The 4,342-nt window shown below is 32.1% G+C and carries 5 protein-coding genes; all 5 read left to right on the top strand.

Translation table 11 applies throughout. The features are described 5' to 3' along the window. The first annotated feature begins 360 nt into the window (after window positions 1-360). Window positions 361-1,101, top strand: coding sequence for a DUF6090 family protein (locus ON07_RS13795; protein ID WP_010232639.1), 741 nt, complete (start codon window positions 361-363; stop codon window positions 1,099-1,101). Window positions 1,102-1,300: 199 nt separating this feature from the next. Next, window positions 1,301-1,945, top strand: a complete 645-nt coding sequence (locus tag ON07_RS15715) for an FAD-dependent oxidoreductase (protein ID WP_262486231.1) — start codon at window positions 1,301-1,303, stop codon at window positions 1,943-1,945. Beyond that, window positions 1,902-2,246, top strand: a complete 345-nt coding sequence (locus ON07_RS17500; RefSeq protein ID WP_262486230.1) for an FAD-dependent oxidoreductase — start codon at window positions 1,902-1,904, stop codon at window positions 2,244-2,246. The genes ON07_RS15715 and ON07_RS17500 overlap by 44 nt, the downstream gene beginning before the upstream one ends. Before the next feature lie 165 nt (window positions 2,247-2,411). Then, window positions 2,412-3,350: a TolB family protein gene (locus tag ON07_RS13785; protein ID WP_010232637.1), complete on the top strand. Its 939-nt coding sequence runs from the start codon at window positions 2,412-2,414 to the stop codon at window positions 3,348-3,350. Window positions 3,351-3,474: 124 nt separating this feature from the next. Beyond that, on the top strand, window positions 3,475-4,020 hold the full coding sequence (locus tag ON07_RS13780; RefSeq protein WP_010232635.1) for a hypothetical protein: 546 nt from the start codon (window positions 3,475-3,477) through the stop codon (window positions 4,018-4,020). The last annotated feature ends 322 nt before the right edge of the window (window positions 4,021-4,342 follow it).

Raw genomic sequence — 4,342 nt, 5'->3', positions numbered from 1 at the left:
ATCCAACACTAATTGATACCAAGAATGAGAAAAAAAAATAAAACTACAAGTTTAGAAAATTGACTTTTAAACATAAATAAGAATTTTAAAGTGTTAATAATAAAAACGCTAAAACTATTTTAATATTACAAAATTCCATCCTTATAAGAAAGTTTATAGATAAATGCACATTACACAACATCGTTTAACATCAAATTGAAGGCAGTAACGTGAAAAGTGTTATTTTAATCACTAAGTAATAAACAACTAAGCCGACAAGTTCACGTCCTTACTCCACGCTACTGTTTTAAACAAAACCGTTGTCCTTTTTTTAATAAGCCAATCATTTAAAAATCATATATTTAGAGAAACCAACTTTTCATGATAAATTTCTTTAGGAAGATTCGTCAACAATTACTTGATGAGAATAGATTTAAAAAATATTTAATTTACGCCATTGGAGAAATTGTACTTGTCGTATTGGGAATATTGATCGCACTTCAAATAAATAATTGGAATCAAAATAGACTTAATGCAATACACGAAACAAAAATTTTAAAACATCTTAAAAAGGAGTTAGCGAGAAATAATGAACTAAATCAAGCTTTAGTGATTAATAGGTTAGACAAAAAAATTGAAAGCCTAAAGTCAGCAAAGAAATTTTGTGAAAATAATATGATAATTCAGGATACACTAGCGTTTTTAAATACCGTTTCCTACGGTGGTGTATTTTCAGGCGGCCATACTTTTGGGGAGAGAAATTCCTACGATGAACTTATAAATACTGGAAACATCCAACTCATAAACAATGATTCAATAAAAAATTCCATTGCAAATTATTATGGTTATTTAAAGGCAGTCAAGGAACGGGCAAAGGTACATTCAAGTCATTTCTCAAATTACACCTCAGAATTACGACCATTTAACACAGAGAATCCTAATTATATATCCAAATTTGACCAAGTTGAAATGTTGGAATCATTTAATTCTCCAGAATTCAGGAAATTGGTTGATCTTGAACTTTCATACACTTACAAAGTAAGAGATTATATTAAGAATGTTAGAACTCAAGGTAATCAGACAATAAAACTTATAGATAAAAAACTTAATAATGAACTATAAAATAACGTAAGCACAACATCAGTTAAGCGCAAATAGCGGCAGTCAGGTGAAAAAGTGTTACTTTAGTCATCAATTAACACCCAACTAAGCCTAGAAGAAGCTGTCCCTACTCCCACAACTTGCCTTAACAAATACCGTTGTGTAACATTGAATCCAGCTTGTGCCTTTCTAAATAATGCATAAGGAGTAGTATGAAATTATGAAATCAGTAAAAGTAATCGGATGCGGAATTATCGGTTTAACGACCGCCATTAAATTACAAGAAAAAGGTTTCAAGGTTACTATAATCGCCAATGAGCCTTTTAATAAAACTTTATCTAGTAAAGTAGGTGCTATTTGGTTTCCGTTTGAAATTCATCCGAAAGAAAAAGCTAACAAATGGGCATCACTAACCTATAAAGAATATCAGTCAGATGAAAAAGAAGGAAATGGCGTGTCCTTTATACCTTTAATAACCGCATACAATCACGAAAGCAATACAGATTGGATACATCAATTACCCAAAGGTTTCGTTAGAAAAGCCCTACCTACTGAATTACCAAAGGGAATAGAAAAAGCCCACATTTCAATAGTTCCATTAGCTGAACCACATTTGTATTTGCCCTATTTATTCAACCAATTTATAGATAATGGCGGCGTTTTAAAAAAGCAAAAAATCACGAGCTTTAATGATGCATCAATATTAAATACTTTGACTGTTAACTGTACGGGTTTAGGAGCGAAAGAACTATGCAATGATGAGGATTTACAGCCCATGCGCGGACAAATTTTACGTTGTAGTAAAATGGATATTGCATCTTATGCCGATTCTACAAAAAAAAGGAGCATTAAGTTATTTAATTAACCGTAGTGATGACTGCATAATTGGTGGTACAGATTACGAAAACGATTGGAATACCAATGTAGAGCTAAGCGACACCAAATTAATTTTTAAGCGTCTTTTAATGGGTGGTTTATCGCAAGAAGCACCAGAAATATTCGAAGAAATTGTAGGGCTGAGACCCAAAAGAAGTTGTGTTCGTTTTGATTTTGATGAAAATTTTTCCAATGTTTTTCATAATTATGGTCATGGAGGTGCGGGTTTTACCGTTGCTTGGGGGTGCGCAATTGAGCTTGCCGAAATATTTTATTTAAAAGTAAAGTGAAGATCTAAAAAAACGTTGCACAACTTCGTTTAGCAGAAAATAGCGAGAAATCTGCTAAAAATGTTATTTTAGTTACCAAATAAAATCAATAAAGCCAACAAGTAGCCGTCAATATTCCGCGCCACTTACGCTAAACAAGACCGTTAGGCATTAGCAACCGATGTTATGAATTCATTAAAATATATTTTACTGATTTTGGTTTTCTTTTCTTGCAAAGAAGATAAGAAAGAGACCACGAATGAAAATGTCCTAACTAAAGAAGAAATTGCTTTCGTTACTGCCAGAGATGGAAATTCTGAGATTTATATAATGGATATTAATGGAAAGAATTTAAGAAATATTACCAAGAATGATTCATTAGATTTTAGTCCAGCCTGGAGTAGCGATAGTCAAAATATTTATTTCTATTCTAAAAGAGATGGTAACCCAGAAATCTATTCAATCAATTCAAACGGAACTGATTTAAAACGCTTAACAAATCATTTAGCAGCTGACATTCTTCCAGAAATATCCCCTGATGGAAAGAAAATTGTATTTATGAGCGAAAGAGATTCATTATCGAGGAATATTTATTTAATGGATAAGGACGGTTCTAATATTAAACCTTTAACACAAAACAAGTATTATGAAGAAAGTCCCAGTTGGTCTATTACAGGTCGAGAAATTTTATTTACTAGACAATTACGAGATTCTTTAGATACAACACATGCTGCAAACGGCGAAATTCATATAATGGATCTAAGGACTAAGAATGTGAGAAGATTAACTAATAAAATTGGTTATGATTCTGGAGCCAAATTTTCACCAAATGGAAAAGAGATTGCATTTTATGGAAGTAACAAAGGTTTTTGGGATTTATTTATAATGAATTCTGATGGGACAAATCTATATAATTTAACCAATGACTCCATTGAATGTTATTCTCCAGATTGGTCCGCAGATGGCAAGTGGCTTGTTTATACAGCAGGTAACAAGGGTAACTATAATATTTGGAAAATTAATATTGCTACCAAAGAGCGTATTAATCTCACAAATACTACAGGTAGAAATGAAAGTCCCGTTTGGTCGAATTTACCAGCTGCCAACTACGGTTATCGCAAATAGGAGGCACGGATAGAAAGGAAAATAATTAACTTGATCAATTATTAAATCACTAAACCGACAAATCCGCGTCCCATACTCCGCCAACTTGCGTTAACCGGGACCATTGTCGTATATAAAAATTACTATGAGAGAAATAATTACAATATTAATAGCGATGTTTTCTTTCACGACAACTGTCGCACAAGTTTCAGAAGTCAAAAAACAGATTGAAGATTCATACGATTATTATGAAGATGCTTTCAAAGAAATTAAATACGCATTAAGTTCGATTGACGATTGCTATACCACAAATTCAATTGATGATATTCAATCATATGCTAGTGATGCAGAAAGATATTTGACAAGTGCGAAAAGATATTTAGGATATGCTGAGGACGAAGCTGATGATGCAGATGAAGCATCAGATCTGAAGTGCACAGAAGCAGAAGATCAAGCTGATGATGCAGAAGACTATTTTTATGACTCGAAAAGGAAAATCTCATATGCAATAAGTGAATTATCACGTGCCTCTTATGAAGATGACCCTGAACAATTAGGTTATCATTTATCTGATGCAAAGGATTATATAAATCAAGCTATTAAGAAAATGAATTATGCAGTTGGGGCACTAAATGATGCATTAGAAGATCTTGAAGGTTGTGAAAAAATTGTACTACAACAAGGTCTATAGCACAATAAAAATATAAAATGAAGATAAAAATATTTTATCTGACGTTAATAATGAACTCATTTAATAATTGAATTAGGCTCATAATATAATTGAACCTACCATTGAATTTTCTCCACTTATCGGAATAGCTATTTCAATTATATTTGTGCACGTTTTAGCAAAAAGTAATAACATTAAAATATATCACAGTCATAATTGTGGTGGATTTTAAAATAGATAGAAAACAACATGGTGATTTCATTATTGTTAATAATTATTGGATTTGCTGCTTTAATTTTTGGAGCGAATTGGTTAGTAGATGGGGCCTCTTCACTAGCGAAAA

Source organism: Gillisia marina (genome assembly GCF_000258765.1).
Classification (GTDB): Bacteria; Bacteroidota; Bacteroidia; order Flavobacteriales; family Flavobacteriaceae; genus Gillisia; species Gillisia marina.
This window is presented reverse-complemented; position numbering and strand designations above follow the sequence as displayed.

Excerpts from the sequence above, each read along its gene's own strand:
- ON07_RS13795 (WP_010232639.1), top strand. The coding sequence starts at position 361 with ATGATAAATTTCTTTAGGAAGATTCGTCAACAATTACTTGATGAGAAT.
- ON07_RS15715 (WP_262486231.1), top strand. The coding sequence starts at position 1,301 with ATGAAATCAGTAAAAGTAATCGGATGCGGAATTATCGGTTTAACGACC.
- ON07_RS17500 (WP_262486230.1), top strand. The coding sequence starts at position 1,902 with ATGCCGATTCTACAAAAAAAAGGAGCATTAAGTTATTTAATTAACCGT.
- ON07_RS13785 (WP_010232637.1), top strand. The coding sequence starts at position 2,412 with ATGAATTCATTAAAATATATTTTACTGATTTTGGTTTTCTTTTCTTGC.
- ON07_RS13780 (WP_010232635.1), top strand. The coding sequence starts at position 3,475 with ATGAGAGAAATAATTACAATATTAATAGCGATGTTTTCTTTCACGACA.